Genomic DNA, 17,887 nt, shown 5'->3' with positions numbered 1-17,887 from the left:
GTGTCACCCCAGGTCTGCCGGCGGCGCGCCCATCACCTCACGCAGTTCCAGCCATTCACCGAGGGGCGTGCCGCCTGCCCACGGCGCAGCCGACAACTCCGAGGCGATCTCCAGAGCGCGTCCGTACGAGTCGACCTCGACGAGCATCCAGCCGGCAATGAGGTCCTTCGTCTCGGCGAAGGGACCGTCGACGACGGGCGGGCGCCCCTCGCCGTCGAAGCGGACCCATGCGCCGTCCATCGAGAGCCCCTCCGAGGAGACCAGCTCCCCCGACGTGATGAGCCGCTTCTCCATGTCCAGCATGTACTGCACGTGCGCCGTCCACTCATCGGGCGCGAGCTGATCCATCGCGACAGAATTCACCGCGGGACGTCCGCCGCGGTAGTGCTTGAGCATCAGATACTTGGCCATGTCAGCCTCCAGTCCCGTGCGGCCCATTCTGACCGCTTCATAAGGAGGACGGAACCGGAAGGGCGATCTCGACATCCCGCCGGAAAGTTCTCAGGCAAACAGTCCCGCCGAACCCATCACATGATCAGGTTCCAGTCGAATCACGACGCGCCGCGGGTTCACGCGAGGCTGCCGGTAACGCTGCGCGTAGAGCGCGACGGCGTGGTCCACCGCGGCTGGGTCGCGTTCGATGATCGCCTCGCCCGCGATGCTGAGCCACTGCGGGCCGGATACCTGCGCCACCGTCGCCCGCGCGTCGCGCTCGATGTTGCGCACCTTCTGACTGCCGTCGCTCGTGATGATGCGCACGATCCCCTGATCGATCGTGTAGCCGACCGCGACGACATGAATGCCGCCGTTGCGCCCGATCGTGGAGAGAGTCGCGAGGTGGTAATCCGAGACGAACCGGTGCCCATCGTCGGTGAGCGAGTCGATCGATGCCATGGTTCCATCCTGCCCTCCAGGCATACGAACTCCCGACCGTCGACGACGTCGAACGGACTCCGCGTATCAGGCCGCGTACTCGCCCCTCTTCTCAACTGGTCCGTCACTCGCGGGCCAGGGGCCGCTCCTCCAGCGGCGAGAAGGGAAACATCATGGCGCTGAATACCAGTCTCATCGCGATCATCGCGCGGAGGCACCCGCAGATCTGGGAGATCGTCGGTGGCGGGCCAGGCGGCGGCATCCGCAGCCGCGCCGAGGCGGTCGCCCTCAACCCCCAGCCGCTCCCGCCGGCCTTCCGGTACGGTGCTGCCGTAGGCCACCAGGTCGTGCAGACCGCCTTAACGGCCCACCTGCTGAAGATCGCGTTCGAGCCCGGTGACGACATCTGCCCGCCGCCGCGCCACCTGCCGCCGATCCCGTTCCCGTGGCCGCCGGAGCCCTACCCGTGGCGCACCGCCGACGATGACTTCGACGTCGACTACGCGCTCGGGCTTGCCGTCACCCTGGAGGCGTCGGCGCACGCGTGGGGCCGACTGGACGGCGCAGAAGCGCTCGAGCGGCTGCACGACATCGCTCTGAAGACCGCGGCTGGGTCGGAGCGCGGCTGATCAGCAGGCGCACGGATGCCTCGACCCGGCCGCCGGGCCGGGGCATCCGTGCGCCCTCTGCACCACGGCCTCACTCGGTCGTGTCACCGGCCTCACGAGCACAGGCCCGGCGAGCGCCGACCACACCCGCTTAGGCTGGAGGCATGCCCCGACTGCAGGCCGACGCCGATCCGATGCTCTGGGTTCCGGTGACCGACTCCCTCGGATTCGCGGGCCGCCGCCACCGCAAGGTGGCGATCCGAATGCTGCTCACCCAGGCGAACCTCGCGATGGGTCGCACGGACCGCCCAGGGAACGGATTCCTCGCCTGGAGCATGAGCCAGGCCGCGCCCTTCGTGATGAAGAAGGCGGCCGGGCGCGTGCTGGCCTGGGTCTGGAAGTCCGATCCCGACCTGCTCGTCGTGATGGCGCAAGTGCAGGAAGCGACACCGCAGGTGCGGACTGCGCGGGCCATGATGCCGATCGAGTACGACGACACCGAGGACTTCCGCAGCACGCATCTGGGGCTCGGCGAGAAGCTCGCGATGCCGCTGCCATCCGACTCCCGCACCCCGCCGTTCGCGACCTACACGTGGGACACCGGCACGCACTTCGTCGTCGTCACCGCGGTGTGCGCCGACCGGGAGCGCTTCGGCATCGTGATCAACGCCGTCGATGATCTGGCGCGGACGATGCGCCTCGTCGAGGACCTCGCCATCGGCGAAACGCCCGGGGTCCTTCGGATCGATCCGGCATGACAGGCACCGCTCGACCCACTGCGCACGGTCATTGAGCTCAGGGGTAGGCGCGATGCACGTGCCAGTCGTCCTCTCCCTTGTAGACATCGAAGACGAATGACTCCCCTGCCTCATCGGTGGCCTGGAATCTCCACCCGTAGAGCCCACGACGCTCGGACAGCGACGCGGACCAGATCGAGTCCCGCAGCCGCGTCGGGGTGTCGGTCACCCGCCACCTCCGCCCGCCGTAGACCATCCGCGCGGGTATGTCGTCGGCCATCCATAGCGTCTGTTCATGTTCTACTGCGACGTCGCTCATGAGTCGACAGTTTAGAACAAATCTTCTATGATCACCAGTGTGTTCAGGCGGCCGGGGAGAGGAGTCCGGTCGTGGGCAGCAGCAAACGCTATGCGCACCATTACGACCGGCTGATGGATAACCGGACGCTGGAGCGGATCGCGGCCGAGGGCCCCCTGCAGACGCTGACACCCAAGGAGCTGCGCGCGGATTCCCTGCCCGTGACCCGCGATCCTCTGCCCAAGGCGTGCAAGGCATGGGTGCGATTCGGACCCCGCGCCGTGCAGGTCGAAGCGATGGTCGTCGTCTGGAACGACCTTGCCTGCGGGATCCAATTCCAGGTCGGCGAGAACGAGCTGCGCTGCTGGGTGTGGTCGAACGCCGTCACCCCGCTGGAATGACCCCGGAGCGCAAGAGATACCGCACTAGTGCTCGTCGACGTCGACGAGCCAGCCCGCGTGCGAGCGGGCACGCCGCTCGGGTGGTGGATCGCCCGGGAGCTCCGCCGCAGACGGGTGCGGTGTGGTGACCTCGGATGCCGGCAGCCGCACGCCATTGGCCGGCATGAGGAGCGCCGTATCCGGAACGGGCACGACTTCGATCATGTAGCGCGACGGTCGCGAGCCCACGAACACGCCACTCCCGAGTTCACGCCCGACCAACGGCCACTCTTCACCATCCGATGGCATCACCGAATCAGGCCGGGCGCCGTAACCGGGTCGGCGCAGCGACCTGCGCTCGATCACCTCAGACGTGACCGCGTGCACCGCAACAACGCGACCGCGCACCCGATCGGCACGCTCCTCCTCATGGTGCGACTCGATCGCGTCGACCGTGGCGACCAGCGCCGGTCCGAACATGTCAGCCAGGGCCCGGCGCGGGTCACGCGCTTCAATACCGAAGTCGATCTCATCCCCGACGGCGAAAGCGTCACCGCAGCATTGCCACTCCCAACCCGAAAGCCAGACGCGTGTCATAGTGGCCACGCTAGTGCGACGCGCAGCTCGATGCGTCAGCCGAACGAGTTCAGAGCCCGCTGGTACGCGGCGCTGTCGGCGCGCGTGGCATCGGTCATCAGCAGCGCGTTGTCCGTGACCTTGCGAAAGAACTCGCCATGGCACGGGATAGTCACGACCCTCGTCAGTCCGGCGCGCCAGGCACGGATGAGCGCGTCGAGATCCCGGTGCTCGGGTGACTCCGCCAGCCGTCGGCCCATCGACGACACGTGCTTGTCGGATCCTCGCTCAGACCACTCGAGATAGGACGGATCGTCGAACGCAACGTCACCGAACTCATCACGCCACGACGGCCCGAACAGCTCGCTGAGGATCTGAAGACGCTCCGGTGACCCGTTCGCGGTCCGGTGAAGCCGTTCGAATTGAGCCGGGTCCTGGTCCCGCCCGGCATGCTGCGCGATGGCATGCCACAGCCGCGGCCAGGCCCGCTCCCATGCGGCGCGTGTCGACTCGCTCAAGGCCGGTCCGTGCGCTGCCGGCGGATCGGCTAGCAGTGGTGGGAGGTCGTCATCGTCGAGGTGAAGGTCATGGGCCTCTCTGATCCACAGCAGCTCCAGGAGGGAGCTTGGTCGGTCCTCGACGGTGATCGTCATCTCGTGTGGCCAAGGGTTGCCGGGAATCGGATTGACAGATCGCATCGATGCTCCTCTTCGGGGTCCACTTCATGATGCCCGCCTCGCGCCGCCGCGCAACTGCATAACCGCCGCGTCCTGTGCTGAGGCGCCTTGACCCGACGATGGTCGTCGCCGCTTCTTTCAGGTCAGGGTGTTCGAACCTGTACCCGGCCGCGGCGAGCGTCGCCGGCACCACCCATCGGCTCTTCAAGACGAGTTCGGGCTCGGTTCGCAGCAGCCACATCGCCGGCTCGAGCATCCATCTCCCGGCAGGGAGCCCGATCCGCATGCCGACCGTGGCACGCAGCGTGCGCATCATTGTCCGGTTGTCGACGGGGTGCGGGCTGGCGATGTTCACCGGTCCGGCGATGTCGTCCCGATCGCGGAGGAACCGGATGGCCCCCACGACGTCGTCGATGTGCACCCAGCTGAACATCTGACGGCCCCGGGTGTCGTGCCACGACGAGCGACCACCGCCCGTCGGAGTCGGTCCGATGCCGCGGTAGCGGCGGTGCGGGAACCACCAGCCGTCTATCTGAGATCCCCCCAACCCGATGCGCGCGAGGGTGAGCAGCGTGTTCGCGGCGGGGCCGTCGCCGAGGACGATCGCCATCCGCAGTGCGACTCGGCGGGTGTGCGGCAGGTCGCCCTGAAAGAACTCGCGTTCCCAGTTCGTGGCGACATCGACGGAGAAGCCTTCACCGAGTTCGCCGGTGGTTTCGGTGTTCGGGCGATCGATCGCATGCCGATAGATGGTCGCGGTCGAGGCGTTGAACCACACCGCAGGCGGAGCCGCGGCATCCGTCACCGCTTCGCGCAGCGCTCGCGTCGTATCGACGCGCGAGCGCAGGATCTCGTCGCGGTTGCGGTCGGTGTAGCGGCAGTTCACCGACTTGCCAGCGAGGTTCACCAGCACGTCGGACCCGTCAATCGTCTGGGCGATCCGTGCGGGCTCAGCCCACGTGACATCACCGGTGCGTCCAACCGTTCTCACCTCGTATCCGTCCGCGCTGAACGCCCGAACCACCGCCGCACCGACGAATCCGCTCGCACCGGCCACCACCGCGATCGGCCGACTCGACATCACACCGTCACCTCGGCGACGATGTCGAGGAGTTCGCGGAGCGGCCCGCGCAGCACCGGCACTCGGGTGAGCGGCAGCGAGAGTTTCACAAGCTTCAGGGCACCGTCCAGGAGCCGGCTGGTGCGCTGCTGACCCGGCGACTTGTCGTACACCCAGAACAGGGCGAGCAGCAGGTGAGCGAGGAGCAGCGCGGATGGGAGCCCCTCCCGGAATTCCTTCGGCACCGAGTTCTTCGCGCCCGCGACCGCATCGCGGAACACCCCGAGGACGATGTCGCGGGCAGGGCTGGACTCATCCGACAGCGGGTTCATCGAGGACCGCGGCGACATCGAGGCGGACAGGAACTCCGGCGCGAACCGGTGGTACGGCTCGAGCTGCGCCAGACCGGTGCGGAACACCACCCCGAGACGCTCCACGAAGTCGGTCGTTTCGGCAAGCAGCGGAGCGGCCGCATCCCGATGCGCGACCTGCACGTCGAGGTAGAGCTCCTGCACCAGGTCGTTCTTCGATGCGAAGTGATAGTTCGTGGTGCCGACCGAGACACCGGCCTCCTGCGCGATCAGCCGGATGGTGGTCGCGTCATACCCGCGCTCCCTGAACGACCTGAGCGCGACGCTCCGGATCAGCGCCCTCGTGCGTTCGCTCTTCGTCGGCGGGAGAACTTCAAAACTGGACATGTTCAGAAACTAGCAGGATCAAGCACCTTCAGCAGTGCAGAGCACCACGACCGTGTCCGTGAGACGCCGACGTGCTCGATTACCCTGGTTTCATCGACACTCTGACCGCTCTCCGCAGCCCCGCTCTGCTCAGCCGCGAGGTGCTCGCCGGGATCGTCACCACCCTCGCGCTGATCCCCGAGGTGATCTCGTTCTCGGTCATCGCGGGCGTCGACCCGAAAGTGAGCCTCATCGCGTCGGTCGTGCTGGCCCTCAGCATGTCGGTCCTGGGCGGACGAACCGCCATGGTCACGGCGGCCGCGGGCTCGGTCGCGCTCGTCGTCGCGCCCCTCGTGAAGGAACACGGGGTCGAATACCTTCTGCCTGCGGTCATCCTCGCGGGCATCGTGCAGATCGTCTTCGGAGCGCTCGGGCTCGCCCGACTTGCACGGTTCATCCCGCGGAGCGTCATGCTCGGGTTCGTCAATGCCCTCGGCATCCTGATCTTCATCGCACAGGTGCCGCACCTCATCGACGTGCCTTGGGTCGTCTACCCGCTCTTCGCGCTCGCGGTTGCGATCGTGCTGGTGCTTCCGCGCTTCACGAAAGCTGTGCCCTCACCGCTCGTGGCGATCGTCGTGGCCACCGCGGTCGTGATGATCGCCGGGCTCAGCGTGCCGAATGTCGGCGACGAGGGCGAGATCGGCGGCGCGCTGCCGGGCATCACTCCCCTGCTCGTGCCGCTGAACCTCGACACCCTGCAGCTCATCTGGCCCACGGCGCTCAGCGTCGCGTTCGTCGGGCTCATGGAGACGCTCCTCACCGCCAAGCTCGTCGACGACATCACCGACACCAGGTCGCACAAGAACCGTGAGTCGTGGGCGCTCGGCGTCGCGAACATCCTCGCCGGGCTCTACGGCGGCATCGCCGGCTGCGCCATGATCGGCCAGACGATCGTCAACGTGAAGATGGCCCGCGCGCGCACGCGTATCTCGACGTTCGTGGCGGGGCTCGCGCTACTCGCGCTCGTCACGCTGCTGAGCGATCTCATGGCGCAGATCCCGATGGCGGCGCTCGCGGCGGTGATGATGATCGTCGCCCTCACGACCATCGACTGGCACAGCGTGCGCCCGTCCACATTGCGACGGATGCCCCTGCCTGAGACTCTCGTGATGGTCGTGACGATCGTCGTGGTCGTCGCGACCGGCAACCTCGCGATCGGCGTGTTCGTCGGGGTCGTGCTGGCCATGGTGCTGTTCGCCCGTCGCGTCGCGCACGTCATCACGGTGGACCGCATCCTCGACGGGCCCGTCGCCCGATACGCGGTGCACGGCCCCCTGTTCTTCGGCAGCAGCAACGACCTCGTCGAGAGGTTCTCGTACGGGATCGACCCACCCCAGGTGGTGATCGACTTCAGCGACTCGCAGATCTGGGACGCGTCGAGCGTCGCCGCTCTCGACGCGGTCGTGACCAAGTATCAGCGCCACGACATCGACGCCGTCGTCGAAGGCCTCGATCAGCGCAGCGCCCGCTTCCACGGCCGCCTATCGGGCCACCTCGGCGGCGCGCCAGGGTGACGCATGGGTCGTGATTCCGTAGTCGCACAGCGACCACGGGACGACCGGAGTCAGTGGGACATCTGGTCGAGAGCCACGGTGGCGGCGAGGATCAGCGCGATGTCTTCACCAGAAGAGATCTCGACACCATAGGTGTCGCGAAGGCGCAGCCATCGCTTGGACACCTCCGCGATCTTCGCGTCGCCGCGCTCGAATTTGTACTCGTGATCGACGATGTTGCCCTGGATGCCGATCTCGCCGATGTCATCAGCCTGGAGCGTGAAGCGCTCGCGCAGCGGGTTGATGAGGGCCTTCTTGATCGTGGCGTCGGGCTTGCCTGGACGCTCGATGGACATGGTGTCCCTGATCGCGACCTTGCGTTCCTGGACTTTGGCGACTTCATTGCCCGCAACGTCGCGGATCACGAGCGTGTCGCGAATGCGAGCGACTTTTCCGTCCACTTTGAACGCGCGTCGTCCGCCGTTGGTCTCGATCCAGAAGTCATCCCCGAACGACACGAGCTTCTCCCGCATCTGGTAGACCTCGACGTCTCCGCCGCCGCGCCGCTCCTCGCGCCGCTCTTGACGGCCCTCTCCTCGACGACCCAGAAGTGCCATGGTTCACCTTTCGCTCAGGATGCCTCGCACGGCCATCATGGCATCGCAGGAGTCAGGCCGTCGAGGCGATGGCTCTCTTGACAGTGCCAGTCCGTCCGCCTCGGCACTTTTACGGAAGGACGCGGGCGCTGCGTCCCTCGAAGCTGACGATGTCGCCCACGTGCAGTTGCCGTCCGCGGCGGCGATCGACCTCGCCGTTCACTGTCACGTAGCCGTCGATGATGGCCTCTTTCGCGTTTCCGCCGGAGTCGAGGAGCCCAGCGAACTTCAGGAACTGCCCGAGGCGGATACCGTCACCACCGATCGGGACATCGTCGATCGGGGCCGGATTCATCATCCCCGAATGTTAGCCGAGAAGGCTTGCGAGCGATGCTCCGGTGTCCGTCGAAAAGGGGATACCGACGGCGCGGGCTGGCTGGTTTTCTGGTGTGATGACTCCCGACACCCACGTTCGCGACGAGGTGCCCGCGCGCGCCTCGGCCGATGAGCGCCGGCCCCGGTGGTCGGGCAGTGCACGGTCGCTCGCTGCCATGGGGTCGATCACGCTTCTCCTTTCGGTGGCGCAGGTCGTCGGATTCGGGGCATTCGTCGTCCTCGCTTTCGGCAACATGATCGGCCTCGCAGCCCTCGGGCTCCTGTTCGTCCTCACCGGAGTGGGGGCAGCCGCACTGATGAAGGTGACCACGGGGCGCGCGCACCCGATCGCAGCCGGGTTCGTGACCCTGGCGACCGTCGTCATGCTGGCCGTTGCCATCGGGTGGGCCGGCTCGACGCCCCTGCCCTGGATCCCGCCGGGGTTCGGTGGTGGCTATCTGCTGGTCGCCGGCATCGCGTCACTCATGCTCGGTCTGTTTCTCGGTCCGCTCTGGCTGCGCATCGTGGGAGGCGCCGTGCTTATCGCCGTCGTGATCGTGATCGTCTGGCACGGCATCGCGACAGACGCAGCCGAGCAGGCTCAGGTCGACAGCGTCGCCCAGGCCCAGCGCGATGCGAATTTCGAGGTCTTCCTCGACTCTGGGGTGCACCCGATGGTCGCCGAACTGCCAGGGGCTGATGTTGCTCGCATCGTGGCCGACGGTGGCCCGGCCCAGTCGTGGACTGTGACCGCCGACGGCGGCGTGGTCCAGATCGACGTGAACGCACTTCCGCCGGACATGACGGATGCGTACCCGTGCTGGTGGCTCGCGGAGCCGAACTCGCCGCTTGAGACAACCGACACGCTCGAGGACTACGTCCACTTCTGCGTTCGGGATGCCGACGGCTGGGCGCGCCCCGACGGCACCGGCTTCGTCAGGATCGAGGGCGACCGGATGATCGCCGTCGTCGGTGCCTACGACGAGAACATGCAGCTGCCCGGAGCGCTGCGACCCGCCGACGCGAAAGAGGTGGCCGCCGCCGTGGCCGCACGCCGTTGGCTGACCGAGGCCGAACTGCGCGAAACGGTCGGCGAGTCCTGGCTCTCGGGCACCTTCTAGCCGGTCCGTCTCGACGTCGCGATGCTTGGCTCAGCGACTGAGGTCGGCCGAGCCTTGGGCCGCGGCGAGCGGTTCGGGGGTGCGCACCAATCCCGCGAGTGCGAGAGCCACCGCAGGCACGAGCAGGCAGACGGCGATCGCAACCCGCAGCCCGGCCCATTCGGCCATGGCTCCCACCAGCAGCGGCGAGGCGAGAACGCCCAGTCGCATCACGGTCGATGCGGCGGCGAGGCCAGCGCCGACGTCGAGGCCAGGGGCGCGCTCGGCGGCATCCATGGCGAGCGGGATCATCGGCGCGATCCCGAGGCCAAGGATGCCGAGTCCGACTGCGACAACCCACGTCTCCGGCGCGAAGACGGCTGTGAGCAATCCGACGAAGGCCGCGACCGAGCCGACCCGAAGAGTGCCCACCGACCCGATCCGGTCGACGAGGGCGTCAGAGGTGAATCTGCCCAGGGTGAGAGCACCCATCAATGCGACGAAGGGGATCGCCGCTTGGGCCACGGTGGCACCGGTTTCGGCGACCACGTACACCCCACCCCAGGTGGATCCGACGTCCTCGAGGAAGCCGCCGATGGCGGCGATGGCGCACGCCGCAATGAGGATCCTGCTGAACCCACCACTCCGATGAGATTCCGACCGCACCTGCGACGGCGGCGCCGTTGGCAGCCGCACGAGCGAGAGCGCGCACAGACTGCCGACGATGATGATGACTCCCATGACCGACAGATGGATCTCGATGGGCACCGCGAACAGCAGCGCAACGGCGCCGAGCAGAGCCCCGGCGATCGCCCCTGCACTCCATGCACCATGGAGTCCGTTGATGATCGATCGGCCCATCAGTCGCTGGATCGCAAGCCCGTGGGCGTTATTGCCGACGTCCCCTGTCGCATCCCCGAACCCGATGGCGAACAGCACCACCCCGAGAATGACCGGCCCGCCCACAAAGCCGGCCACCACCAGCAAGACGCCGAGAAGCGCGGACGACGTCACAGCCACCGGCACAGCCCCCAGGCGTGCGACCAGCCGACCCGCGACGATACTTCCCACCACCGAGCCCACGGGGCCGCACGCCACCATCAGACCGAACGTCAACTCGCTGAGGTCGAACCGGTCGTTCAACTCCGGGTACCGGGTCACGATCGACGCGAACACCAACGCGTTCGCGATGAAGAGCATCGCCACCCCGAGACGCGCGGCGGACACTCGCCCGAGAACCGCCGGCGAGTTCATCATGGGCCTCCAACTGACCACGGCATGCCACCACCTGTTGTGGCCCATAACGGAAGAAGGACATTCCAGCTCCCCGATCGGGGCGGTAGGAATGTCCTTCTGACCAGCGATTTGAGTGGACCTGAGGGGATTCGAACCCCTGACCCCCTGCATGCCATGCAGGTGCGCTACCAGCTGCGCCACAGGCCCAATTCGCCGACCCCGACAAGCCGAGGCAACCCCACTAGATTACTACATCTCAGGCGTTCCGCCGAACCGAGGGACTATTCCGCCTGTGCCCTGGCGGGCAGTTCGATCGGAACGACCGGGCAGTCCTTCCAGAGGCGCTCGAGCCCGTAGAAGACCCGCTCCTGCTCGTGGAAGACGTGCACGACGAGATCACCGAAGTCGAGGAGGATCCAGCGGGCCTCATTGCGCCCTTCGCGCCGCAGACGCTTGAACCCGGCCTCGAGCAGCCTGTCCTCGATCTCGTCGGCGATCGCCGCGACATTGCGCTCGCTGCGCCCGGTGACGAGCAGGAAGATGTCCACGAGCGGAAGCGGAAGCGAGACGTCCAGCCCGACGAGGTCCTCGCCGCCCTTGGAATCGGCGGCGGCGGCCGCGATCTGCATCATACGGATGCCGGAATCGGTGGCAGTCATCAGAACACTCCAGTCGCGAACGCGAGGATCAGGACGCCGACAAGGGCGAGGGCGAGGACGCCGGCGGTGATCGCGAGAGTCATCATGAGCTTCCCGCCCTTCTCCGGCGTCGGGGGCTTGATGATCTCACCAGGCTGCTTGACCGTGCTGATGGCGGCGCTCGCCGCGATCGGCGTCGGGGAGGAGTGCGCGGGCAGCTCCTTGTCCACGAGCACCGCATCCGCTTCCTTGCCATCGGCGACGCCGGGGGCATGCCCGAGCGAACCAAGCCCCTCAGGCAGATTCAGCGTGCCGGTGATCATCACTTCGCCTGTCGCGGTGAGCGGCGCCATCATGGGCGACACATCCGGCGACTGGGAGAGGATCAGCGCGCTGGGGGCCGAGCCCGAGCCGTTCGCGGACCGCGTGATGAGGTCGTCAAACGAGGAGGACGCCAGGTCGGAGTGCGCGGCGTCGCCCGCGAGCAGCGCGGCGCCGAACCCCGGGTTGACCGTGGCCCGCTCGGGCTCAGGCTCGGGCTCGTGCTCGGCCTGCGGCTCGCTCTCCTCGACCACGTCGATCGTCGGAGCGGGCTCATCGAGCTCGGCGACGACATCGGGCTCGTCGACTGGGTCGGCATGCTCTTCGGCTGCGGGTTCGGAATCCTCCGGCGCCTCAGGCTCCTCGACCACGGCGAGGACGCCGAGCTCCTCGAGGGGCGACGGCGTGGCCGGCTCTTCCGCATCGGCCGGGGACTCGGCATCCGTCGTCTCGGACTCCTGATGCGCGGCGGTGTACGCGGCGGCGACTTCGGGGGTGATGACGGGGACGGATGCCGTGCGGATGCGCTCCTGCTGGCGTGCCTGCCTGCGGGTCAGCGGTGAGACGCCGAGGTCGACCTCGAAGTCGGGGCCGGGGGGCTCGGGCAGGACGATCGGCTCGGCCGCCCGCGCCAGCTGGGCCGGCGGTGTCACCGCAGGGGCGTCGGACTCGGGCTGTGCGTGCTGGGCGGCGGCCGCCGCGGCCTCGGCAGGGAGAATCACCGGGGTCGCACCGGTGTTGCGGATCTCCCGCATCTGCTTTCGGGTCAGCGGCGGAGTTTCGGGTTGCTCGGTTGTGCTCATTCCTCGCTCCGATAGAGGTGGTGCTTCGCAATGTATTGGACCACGCCGTCGGGTACGAGGTACCACACGGGGTGTCCACGCCGGACTCGGTCGCGGCAGTCGGTCGATGAGATGGCGAGTGCGGGGACTTCGAGTTGGCTGACGTCTTCGCTGGGCAGCCCGTCGGTGCTCAGCACGTGCCCCGGGCGGGATACGGCGACGAAGTGCGCGAGGCTCCAGAGTTCGTCGTGATCGCGCCAGCTGAGGATCTGCGCAAGGGCGTCGGCTCCGGTGATGAAGAACAGATCCGCATCGGGACGCTCGGTCTTCAGCTCGCGCAGCGTGTCGATCGTGTAGGTGGCGCCGGCGCGGTCGATGTCGACTCGACTGACCGTGAAGCGGGGATTCGACGCTGTCGCGATCACGGTCATGAGGTACCGGTGCTCGCCCAGCGTGACCTTGTTCTTCTGCCACGGCTGCCCGGTGGGGACGAAGATCACCTCGTCGAGGTCGAACGACTGAGCCACTTCGCTGGCTGCCACCAGGTGACCATGATGAATGGGATCGAACGTCCCACCCATGACCCCGATTCTCGGAGTTCGCGTCACCGACATGCGGTGGGCCTAGTGGCCGTGCCCCGCCTGCTGCACGTCGTTCGCGTGGGCACGGGCGTATGCCTCGGCCTTGTGGCTGTGGCGGTTCGCCACGTTGCGGTACGAGAGGGTGACGAGCGAGAGGGCGATGAACGCCACCAGCGCAAAGAGCCCGTATCCGATGGTCTCGAGAGCGATATTGCCGTGCTCGGACTCCTCGGCGGCGAAGGCGATGAGCGTGGTGAAGGTCATGCGGACTCCGTTTCGGGTGTGCGGCCGGGTTCGGACGCGAACCCCAGTCTATGCCGTCAGCGACGGACCTGCCCTGATCCCCGCGCCAGCCACTTGGTGCTGGTGAGTTCGGTCAGCCCCATCGGCCCGCGCGCGTGCAGCTTCTGCGTCGAGATGCCCACCTCGGCGCCGAAGCCGAATTCGGAGCCATCGGTGAACCGCGTCGAGGCGTTGACCATGACGACAGCCGAGTCGACTTCGGCGAGGAAGCGCTCGGCGTTGCCGGCGTCCTCGGTGATGATCGATTCGGTGTGGTGGGTGGAATACCGGCGGATGTGGGCCAGGGCCTCATCGAGGTCGTCGACCACGCGGATCGCGATGTCGAGGCTGAGGTACTCGGTCTCCCAGTCGTCCGCGGTGGCGGGCACGACGTCCGGGACGAGCGCCGCGACCGCGGCGTCGCCGTGCAGCGTCACGCCCTGCTCGCGCAGCGCCGCAGCGACCGGCGGAATGAGCCGGGTCGCCGCATCCCGATGCACCAGCACCGTCTCCACCGCGTTGCACACACTCGGACGCTGGACTTTCGCGTTCACGACAATGTCGCGCGCCCAGTCGAGCGGTGCGGTCGCGTCGAGGACGATGTGCACGACACCGGCGCCCGTCTCGATCACGGGGACGGATGACTCGGTCACGACCGTCTCGATCAGCTGGGCGCTGCCCCGCGGCACGAGGACGTCCACGAGACCCCGCGCCTGCATGAGCGCTTTGGCGCCATCCCGCCCGAAGTCGTCGACCGTCTGGATGGCTTCCGGGTTGAGCCCCCGGCTCGCCAGCGCTCCGCGCATGGTGCGTACCAGCGCGGCATTGGTGAGCTCGGCAGCCGAGCCGCCCCGCAGCACGACGGCGTTGCCGGAGCGCAGGGCGAGCGCGGCGATGTCGACCGTCACGTTGGGTCTGGCCTCGTAGATCGACCCGACCACGCCGAACGGCACCGAGACCTTGGTCAGCTCCACGCCGTTCGGGAGGGTCCGCTCGTCGAGGACGCGCCCGACCGGGTCGGGCAGCGTCGCGATGGCCCGAACGGCCTCGGCCAGGGCGCCGACCCGGGGCTTGTCGAGGCGCAGCCGATCCTGCAGCGCCTCGGAGAGTCCCGTCGCGCGGCCACGTTCGAGGTCTTCGGCGTTCGCCGCGACGATCTCGGGTGCGGCCTCCTCGATGGCGGCGGCGATGGCCAGCAGCGCATCGCGCTTGTCCACGTCGCCGAGCAGCGCGACCTCACGGGAGGCATCCTTCGCGAGAAGCAGACGTTCCGCAGCCGTGGTCGCGATCGAGGTCATCAGCCCAGCTTATCGGCGTCCACGAGGCCGGTCGCGGACCGAATCGGGCCCGTGTGCGCATGCGTGACCGGGGCAGGATTCGGGTCGAACCACGTGCCGATCTCCGCGCCATTCAGGGCGGGTCCGACGAGATCCGCACTCGTGACGAGTACGGCGACTCCGGATGCCGCGGCCAGCCGCGCAGCGGAGACCTTGGTCGCCGCTCCCCCGGTGCCGACGCTGTTGACGACCACTGAGCCGAACTCGAATCCGGCGAGGTCGTCGCCGAACTCAACGCGGGTGATCGGGAGTGCGCCGGGCTCGTCCGGCGGCCGGGTGTAGAGGCATTCGATGTCGCTCAGCAGCACGAGCGCGTCAGCGCCGATGAGCTGCGCCACGAGCGCGGCCAGCCGGTCGTTGTCGCCGAAGCGGATCTCGTGGGTGGCGACGGTGTCGTTCTCGTTGACGATCGGGAGGATCCGCAGGCCCAGCAGCCGCTCCATCGCGCGTGCCGCATTGGAGCGGTGCATCGGGTTCTCGAGGTCGCCGGCCGTCAGCAGCACCTGTCCGGCGACGATCCGGAAGGGGCGCAGGGCCTCCTGATAGCGGTAGATGAGCACGTTCTGGCCCACCGCCGCCGCCGCCTGCTGGGTCGCCAGATCGCTCGGCCGCTCGGCGAGCAGGAGATACGGCATCCCGGTCGCGATGGCGCCGGACGACACCAGCACGACCTCGGTGCCGCGCGCGTGCGCGGCCGCGAGCGCCTCGACGATCGGCGGGATCTTGTGGGCGTTCTCACCGCTGATCGAGGACGAGCCGACCTTCACGACGATGCGACGAGCACCGGCGAGCTCGGTGCGGTCGAAGACGCTCACTCCGATGGCTCCTCGTCGATCCACGTTCCCGCGGCGCGCCGCTCGGCTTCGAGCTCGGCGCGTGCCAGAGCCTTGGCGTCCATGAGGTCGTGATAGTGGTCGCGGCGCTCCGCGGTCGTACGACGCCCATTGGGGTCGATGCGCGGGTCGGTGCCACGCGGCGCGGTCATGAGCTCGGCCGTGGAGGAGAGCGACGGATCCCAGTCGAAGACGACGCCGTCGCCCTCGCCGATGACGACGGTCGCCCCAGGGGTCGCGCCGGCGCGGAACAGGCCGTCCTCGATGCCCAGCTTGGCGAGTCGATCGGCAAGGTAGCCGACCGCCTCGTCGTTCTTGAAGTCGGTCTGCTGCACCCAGCGCACCGGCTTCTCGCCGACGATGCGGTAGATGTCGCCGTACGTGCCGCCCTCGACCCGGATGTGGAAGTCCTTCTCCGCGCCCTTCGGGCGGATGACGATGCGCTCCGGCGCCGGCTTGGCGGCCGCGGCGATGCGCTCCTGGGACACGACCTCGGCCAGCGCGAAGTTGAGCTGCCGCAGGCCCTGGTGGCTGACCGTGGAGATCTCGAACACGCGGTAGCCGCGCGCCTCGAGGTCGGGACGCACCAGCTCGGCGAGTTCGGCGGCCTCCGGCACATCGATCTTGTTGAGCGCGATGATCTGGGGGCGCTCGAGCAGTGGGGTCTGACCCTCGGGCACCGGGTAGGCGGCGAGTTCGGCCAGGATCACATCGAGATCGCTCAGCGGGTCGCGCCCCGGCTCGAGGGTCGCGCAGTCGAGCACGTGGACGAGCGCCGTGCAGCGTTCGACATGCCGGAGGAACTCGAGGCCGAGCCCCTTGCCCTCGCTCGCGCCCTCGATGAGTCCTGGGACGTCGGCGATCGTGTAGCGGATGTCGCCGGCCTGGACCACCCCGAGGTTCGGGTGCAGCGTCGTGAACGGGTAGTCGGCGATCTTCGGCCGAGCGGCCGAGACCGCGGCGACGAGGCTGGACTTGCCGGCCGACGGGTAGCCGACCAGGGCCACGTCGGCGACGGTCTTCAGCTCGAGGAGGACGTCGCCTTCCCAACCGGGGGTGCCGAGCAGTGCGAAGCCGGGCGCCTTGCGCTTCTGCGAGGCCAGCACGGCGTTGCCGAGGCCGCCGATGCCGCCGGGTGCGACGACGAAGCGGATGCCGGGCTCGACGAGGTCGATCAGCGTCTCGCCGTCGGTGTCCTTGACGACGGTGCCCACCGGCACGGCGAGTTCGAGAGACTCTCCGGCCGCACCGGAGCGGTGGTCGCCCATTCCGAATCCACCGTTGCCGGCCTTGCGGTGCGGCGAGTGGTGGTACGACAGCAGCGTCGTCACCTGGGGATCGGACACCAGGACGATCTCGCCGCCGTGGCCGCCGTTGCCGCCATCGGGCCCGGCGAGCGGCTTGAACTTCTCGCGCCGCACGGAGACGCATCCGTCCCCGCCCTTTCCGGCGCGCAGGTGAAGAGTGACTTGGTCGACGAAGGTGACCATGGGGTCTCTTTCCTGTGGTTCGTGCGGCGAAAACAAGACGAGGGGCGAGCCGAAGCCCGCCCCTCGCGAAATGTGTGTGCGAGCCTCGGACTACTCCGCGACCGCGACGATGTTGACGACCTTGCGGCCGCCCTTCTGGCCGAACTCGACCGCGCCTGCCTCGAGGGCGAACAGCGTGTCGTCGCCACCACGGCCGACGTTGGCGCCGGGGTGGAAGTGGGTGCCGCGCTGACGGACGATGATCTCGCCGGCGAGGACCTTCTGGCCGCCGAAGCGCTTCACGCCCAGTCGCTGAGCGTTGGAATCACGACCGTTGCGGGTGGAGCTTGCGCCCTTTTTGTGTGCCATCTCTGCGTCTCTTCCTGGACTACTTGATTCCGGTGACCTTGACGCGCGTGAGGTCCTGACGGTGGCCCTGGCGCTTCTTGTAGCCGGTCTTGTTCTTGAACTTCTGGATCACGATCTTGGGACCGCGCTCCTCGCCGAGAACCTCGGCGGTGACGGTGACCTTCGCGAGCTTGTCGGCGTCGGTCGTGACGGCGTCGCCGTCCACGAACAGCACCGCGGGGAGCTCGATCTTGTCGCCGACCTTCGCGGACTGACGATCGAGGACGACGATAGTGCCGACCTCGACCTTCTCCTGCCGGCCACCGGCGCGCACAACTGCGTAAACCACTTCACACCTGTTTTCGTCTTGGGAGCGCACGGCTCCGATTGTCTTTGTGAGACTGGAAAGTCCTGGTGGTCTCTGCCGTTTCCGGCGAAGCTCTCGAGGTAAAGCCCTACCGCCCGCGTAACGGGACGCACCAAAGGACTACTTTACCGGATGCCGCGACCGCAAGCAAAAGCGCGGCGCGCCGTGGCGCGACATCCG

The 17,887-nt window shown here is 67.8% G+C and carries 23 protein-coding genes, 1 tRNA gene and 1 pseudogene; 5 read left to right on the top strand and 20 right to left on the bottom strand.

The features are described from left to right. Positions 1 to 3: 3 nt before the first annotated feature. Positions 4 to 411 (bottom strand): YciI family protein, encoded by a 408-nt coding sequence (locus ACXJ3V_RS01660; RefSeq protein ID WP_457098515.1) that lies wholly within the window; start codon positions 409 to 411, stop codon positions 4 to 6. A 90-nt stretch (positions 412 to 501) separates the two neighbouring features. Beyond that, positions 502 to 894: a PPOX class F420-dependent oxidoreductase gene (locus tag ACXJ3V_RS01655; RefSeq protein ID WP_457098514.1), complete on the bottom strand. Its 393-nt coding sequence runs from the start codon at positions 892 to 894 to the stop codon at positions 502 to 504. Between the two features lie 152 nt (positions 895 to 1,046). Between ACXJ3V_RS01655 and ACXJ3V_RS01650 the strand changes: the two genes are divergently transcribed. Both ACXJ3V_RS01650 and ACXJ3V_RS01645 read left to right on the top strand, forming a co-directional pair. Next, positions 1,047 to 1,502, top strand: coding sequence for a hypothetical protein (locus ACXJ3V_RS01650; protein ID WP_457098513.1), 456 nt, complete (start codon positions 1,047 to 1,049; stop codon positions 1,500 to 1,502). A 143-nt stretch (positions 1,503 to 1,645) separates the two neighbouring features. Then, the gene (locus tag ACXJ3V_RS01645) at positions 1,646 to 2,239 is read left to right on the top strand and encodes a hypothetical protein (protein WP_457098512.1); all 594 of its coding nucleotides are present in this window, start codon (positions 1,646 to 1,648) and stop codon (positions 2,237 to 2,239) included. Positions 2,240 to 2,276: 37 nt separating this feature from the next. On the opposite strand, the gene ACXJ3V_RS01640 is transcribed toward ACXJ3V_RS01645, so the two are convergent. Then, entirely contained in the window at positions 2,277 to 2,498 is a 222-nt protein-coding gene (locus ACXJ3V_RS01640) for a hypothetical protein (RefSeq protein ID WP_457098511.1), read from the bottom strand. 110 nt (positions 2,499 to 2,608) lie between these two features. Here ACXJ3V_RS01640 and ACXJ3V_RS01635 point away from each other — a divergent pair, with 110 nt between their 5' ends. After that, positions 2,609 to 2,917 carry a hypothetical protein gene (locus tag ACXJ3V_RS01635; RefSeq protein ID WP_457098510.1) on the top strand — a complete coding sequence of 103 codons (309 nt, stop codon included), beginning with the start codon at positions 2,609 to 2,611 and terminating at the stop codon, positions 2,915 to 2,917. 24 nt (positions 2,918 to 2,941) lie between these two features. Here ACXJ3V_RS01635 and ACXJ3V_RS01630 read toward each other — a convergent pair whose 3' ends face one another. The 4 genes and pseudogenes from ACXJ3V_RS01630 to ACXJ3V_RS01615 form a co-directional block, all read right to left on the bottom strand. Further along, positions 2,942 to 3,493, bottom strand: coding sequence for a DUF6578 domain-containing protein (locus tag ACXJ3V_RS01630; protein WP_457098509.1), 552 nt, complete (start codon positions 3,491 to 3,493; stop codon positions 2,942 to 2,944). Between the two features lie 35 nt (positions 3,494 to 3,528). Beyond that, the gene (locus ACXJ3V_RS01625) at positions 3,529 to 3,990 is read right to left on the bottom strand and encodes a hypothetical protein (protein ID WP_457098508.1); all 462 of its coding nucleotides are present in this window, start codon (positions 3,988 to 3,990) and stop codon (positions 3,529 to 3,531) included. Between the two features lie 259 nt (positions 3,991 to 4,249). Next, a pseudogene (locus tag ACXJ3V_RS01620) lies at positions 4,250 to 5,230 on the bottom strand (epimerase); the annotation flags it as partial. Next, complete coding sequence (locus tag ACXJ3V_RS01615; protein ID WP_457098507.1) at positions 5,230 to 5,907, bottom strand: TetR family transcriptional regulator; 678 nt, start codon at positions 5,905 to 5,907, stop codon at positions 5,230 to 5,232. The gene ACXJ3V_RS01615 and the pseudogene ACXJ3V_RS01620, both read right to left, overlap by 1 nt. 71 nt (positions 5,908 to 5,978) lie before the next feature. Here ACXJ3V_RS01615 and ACXJ3V_RS01610 point away from each other — a divergent pair, with 71 nt between their 5' ends. Beyond that, the gene (locus tag ACXJ3V_RS01610; RefSeq protein ID WP_457098506.1) at positions 5,979 to 7,463 is read left to right on the top strand and encodes a SulP family inorganic anion transporter; all 1,485 of its coding nucleotides are present in this window, start codon (positions 5,979 to 5,981) and stop codon (positions 7,461 to 7,463) included. A 50-nt stretch (positions 7,464 to 7,513) separates the two neighbouring features. Here the strand turns inward: ACXJ3V_RS01610 and ACXJ3V_RS01605 are convergent, their stop codons facing one another. Both ACXJ3V_RS01605 and ACXJ3V_RS01600 read right to left on the bottom strand, forming a co-directional pair. Next, a complete protein-coding gene (locus ACXJ3V_RS01605) occupies positions 7,514 to 8,059 on the bottom strand; it encodes an LURP-one-related/scramblase family protein (protein ID WP_457098505.1) in 546 nt (181 codons plus the stop codon). Positions 8,060 to 8,168: 109 nt separating this feature from the next. After that, on the bottom strand, positions 8,169 to 8,396 hold the full coding sequence (locus ACXJ3V_RS01600; protein WP_457098504.1) for an RNA-binding S4 domain-containing protein: 228 nt from the start codon (positions 8,394 to 8,396) through the stop codon (positions 8,169 to 8,171). Positions 8,397 to 8,490: 94 nt separating this feature from the next. On the opposite strand from ACXJ3V_RS01600, the gene ACXJ3V_RS01595 reads away from it, so the two are divergent. Further along, a complete protein-coding gene (locus ACXJ3V_RS01595) occupies positions 8,491 to 9,534 on the top strand; it encodes a hypothetical protein (RefSeq protein ID WP_457098503.1) in 1,044 nt (347 codons plus the stop codon). Positions 9,535 to 9,564: 30 nt separating this feature from the next. Here the strand turns inward: ACXJ3V_RS01595 and ACXJ3V_RS01590 are convergent, their stop codons facing one another. The 11 genes from ACXJ3V_RS01590 to rplU form a co-directional block, all read right to left on the bottom strand. Beyond that, positions 9,565 to 10,767, bottom strand: a complete 1,203-nt coding sequence (locus tag ACXJ3V_RS01590; protein ID WP_457098502.1) for an MFS transporter — start codon at positions 10,765 to 10,767, stop codon at positions 9,565 to 9,567. A gap of 116 nt (positions 10,768 to 10,883) precedes the next feature. Next, a tRNA-Ala gene (locus ACXJ3V_RS01585) sits at positions 10,884 to 10,956 on the bottom strand. A 74-nt stretch (positions 10,957 to 11,030) separates the two neighbouring features. Then, positions 11,031 to 11,408 carry a ribosome silencing factor gene (rsfS, locus tag ACXJ3V_RS01580; protein ID WP_457098501.1) on the bottom strand — a complete coding sequence of 126 codons (378 nt, stop codon included), beginning with the start codon at positions 11,406 to 11,408 and terminating at the stop codon, positions 11,031 to 11,033. Then, complete coding sequence (locus ACXJ3V_RS01575; protein ID WP_457098500.1) at positions 11,408 to 12,511, bottom strand: hypothetical protein; 1,104 nt, start codon at positions 12,509 to 12,511, stop codon at positions 11,408 to 11,410. Before ACXJ3V_RS01575 ends, rsfS begins: the two co-directional genes overlap by 1 nt. Further along, positions 12,508 to 13,104 (bottom strand): nicotinate-nucleotide adenylyltransferase, encoded by a 597-nt coding sequence (gene nadD, locus ACXJ3V_RS01570; RefSeq protein ID WP_457098499.1) that lies wholly within the window; start codon positions 13,102 to 13,104, stop codon positions 12,508 to 12,510. Before nadD ends, ACXJ3V_RS01575 begins: the two co-directional genes overlap by 4 nt. Before the next feature lie 9 nt (positions 13,105 to 13,113). Then, complete coding sequence (locus ACXJ3V_RS01565) at positions 13,114 to 13,335, bottom strand: hypothetical protein (protein WP_457098498.1); 222 nt, start codon at positions 13,333 to 13,335, stop codon at positions 13,114 to 13,116. A gap of 56 nt (positions 13,336 to 13,391) precedes the next feature. After that, positions 13,392 to 14,651 (bottom strand): glutamate-5-semialdehyde dehydrogenase, encoded by a 1,260-nt coding sequence (locus tag ACXJ3V_RS01560; protein WP_457098497.1) that lies wholly within the window; start codon positions 14,649 to 14,651, stop codon positions 13,392 to 13,394. Then, the gene (gene proB / locus ACXJ3V_RS01555; protein WP_457098496.1) at positions 14,651 to 15,505 is read right to left on the bottom strand and encodes a glutamate 5-kinase; all 855 of its coding nucleotides are present in this window, start codon (positions 15,503 to 15,505) and stop codon (positions 14,651 to 14,653) included. The genes ACXJ3V_RS01560 and proB overlap by 1 nt, the downstream gene beginning before the upstream one ends. Then, positions 15,502 to 17,013: a GTPase ObgE gene (gene obgE, locus ACXJ3V_RS01550; RefSeq protein ID WP_457098495.1), complete on the bottom strand. Its 1,512-nt coding sequence runs from the start codon at positions 17,011 to 17,013 to the stop codon at positions 15,502 to 15,504. Before obgE ends, proB begins: the two co-directional genes overlap by 4 nt. A gap of 90 nt (positions 17,014 to 17,103) precedes the next feature. Next, a complete protein-coding gene (rpmA, locus tag ACXJ3V_RS01545; RefSeq protein ID WP_137843458.1) occupies positions 17,104 to 17,361 on the bottom strand; it encodes a 50S ribosomal protein L27 in 258 nt (85 codons plus the stop codon). 19 nt (positions 17,362 to 17,380) lie between these two features. Next, complete coding sequence (gene rplU / locus ACXJ3V_RS01540; protein ID WP_457098494.1) at positions 17,381 to 17,689, bottom strand: 50S ribosomal protein L21; 309 nt, start codon at positions 17,687 to 17,689, stop codon at positions 17,381 to 17,383. Positions 17,690 to 17,887: the final 198 nt, after the last annotated feature.

The organism is Microbacterium sp. P5_E9 (genome assembly GCF_054049175.1).
The sequence above is the reverse complement of the archived record's forward strand: the minus strand, read 5'-3'. Positions and strand labels throughout refer to the sequence as shown.

Coding starts and splice junctions, on each gene's coding strand:
- ACXJ3V_RS01615 (WP_457098507.1), bottom strand. CDS start 5,907: ATGTCCAGTTTTGAAGTTCTCCCGCCGACGAAGAGCGAACGCACGAGG.
- ACXJ3V_RS01560 (WP_457098497.1), bottom strand. CDS start 14,651: ATGACCTCGATCGCGACCACGGCTGCGGAACGTCTGCTTCTCGCGAAG.
- rsfS (WP_457098501.1), bottom strand. CDS start 11,408: ATGACTGCCACCGATTCCGGCATCCGTATGATGCAGATCGCGGCCGCC.
- ACXJ3V_RS01650 (WP_457098513.1), top strand. CDS start 1,047: ATGGCGCTGAATACCAGTCTCATCGCGATCATCGCGCGGAGGCACCCG.
- nadD (WP_457098499.1), bottom strand. CDS start 13,104: ATGTCGGTGACGCGAACTCCGAGAATCGGGGTCATGGGTGGGACGTTC.
- ACXJ3V_RS01605 (WP_457098505.1), bottom strand. CDS start 8,059: ATGGCACTTCTGGGTCGTCGAGGAGAGGGCCGTCAAGAGCGGCGCGAG.
- ACXJ3V_RS01630 (WP_457098509.1), bottom strand. CDS start 3,493: ATGACACGCGTCTGGCTTTCGGGTTGGGAGTGGCAATGCTGCGGTGAC.
- ACXJ3V_RS01645 (WP_457098512.1), top strand. CDS start 1,646: ATGCCCCGACTGCAGGCCGACGCCGATCCGATGCTCTGGGTTCCGGTG.
- ACXJ3V_RS01595 (WP_457098503.1), top strand. CDS start 8,491: ATGACTCCCGACACCCACGTTCGCGACGAGGTGCCCGCGCGCGCCTCG.
- ACXJ3V_RS01600 (WP_457098504.1), bottom strand. CDS start 8,396: ATGATGAATCCGGCCCCGATCGACGATGTCCCGATCGGTGGTGACGGT.
- rpmA (WP_137843458.1), bottom strand. CDS start 17,361: ATGGCACACAAAAAGGGCGCAAGCTCCACCCGCAACGGTCGTGATTCC.
- ACXJ3V_RS01565 (WP_457098498.1), bottom strand. CDS start 13,335: ATGACCTTCACCACGCTCATCGCCTTCGCCGCCGAGGAGTCCGAGCAC.
- ACXJ3V_RS01590 (WP_457098502.1), bottom strand. CDS start 10,767: ATGAACTCGCCGGCGGTTCTCGGGCGAGTGTCCGCCGCGCGTCTCGGG.
- obgE (WP_457098495.1), bottom strand. CDS start 17,013: ATGGTCACCTTCGTCGACCAAGTCACTCTTCACCTGCGCGCCGGAAAG.
- ACXJ3V_RS01660 (WP_457098515.1), bottom strand. CDS start 411: ATGGCCAAGTATCTGATGCTCAAGCACTACCGCGGCGGACGTCCCGCG.
- ACXJ3V_RS01640 (WP_457098511.1), bottom strand. CDS start 2,498: ATGGCCGACGACATACCCGCGCGGATGGTCTACGGCGGGCGGAGGTGG.
- ACXJ3V_RS01575 (WP_457098500.1), bottom strand. CDS start 12,511: ATGAGCACAACCGAGCAACCCGAAACTCCGCCGCTGACCCGAAAGCAG.
- ACXJ3V_RS01655 (WP_457098514.1), bottom strand. CDS start 894: ATGGCATCGATCGACTCGCTCACCGACGATGGGCACCGGTTCGTCTCG.